The sequence below is a fragment of the Coprococcus intestinihominis genome (assembly GCF_040096555.1).
Classification (GTDB): domain Bacteria; phylum Bacillota; class Clostridia; order Lachnospirales; family Lachnospiraceae; genus Coprococcus_A; species Coprococcus_A intestinihominis.
This window is the reverse complement of record NZ_JBBMEK010000514.1, coordinates 1-683: the sequence shown is the minus strand read 5'-3', so window position 1 is coordinate 683 and position 683 is coordinate 1. Positions and strand designations below refer to the sequence as shown.

Below are 683 nucleotides of genomic sequence, written 5' to 3'. Positions count from 1 at the left end.
AGCATCTGAAGCTGGTGTAAAAATTGACATGGTGATCCGCGGCATCTGCTGTCTGCGGTCCGGCATTGAAGATCTTACAGACAATATCCTGATCATCAGCATTGTGGGACGTTTTCTTGAGCATTCAAGAATCTATATTTTCGGGACAGAGGCGCGCGCCCGGATTTATAATGTTAAAGCAAGAGAGCAGCAGCCGGACGGCACCTATGTCTGTTTGACACCGGAAGAGAACGCTCCCCTCAATTCCCAGGAATATTTCTTTGATGCCGCTTATGCTGCAGCGGAAAATAATAATTTCAGATAATATCCTGCACATAAATGATTTGACAAAACAGGACACATCTTTTATAATTTGATAAGGTGTGTCCTGTTTCTTTTTCAGAGGCAGAATACAGAAATTGTCATTAAATTTTATAAAATAAAGGATAAGGTGAATAACATGAGTTTAATGGAAGATTGGGAAGTACTTGCAAACCAGTACAATACAGATCAGGCAACAGCACAGAAGTTCTGGACAGATTACTATATGCAGGAGAAGGCTGTCTATGAAAAGATGCTGACAGAACCTGTAGAAGTTGAGAAAGGCACTGTTGCAGAGCTGGCTGAGAAATACGGTATGGATGTTGTCCGTTTCGGCGGTTTCCTTGATGGTATCAATGAAAGCTTAAAGACACCAAACCCTG

The 683-nt window shown here is 41.9% G+C and carries 2 pseudogenes; both read left to right on the top strand.

The features are described from left to right. Positions 1–304: pseudogene (locus WMO25_RS18575) on the top strand (polyphosphate kinase 1); the annotation flags it as partial. Between the two features lie 135 nt (positions 305–439). After that, positions 440–683, top strand: a pseudogene (locus tag WMO25_RS18570) (SEC-C domain-containing protein); the annotation flags it as partial.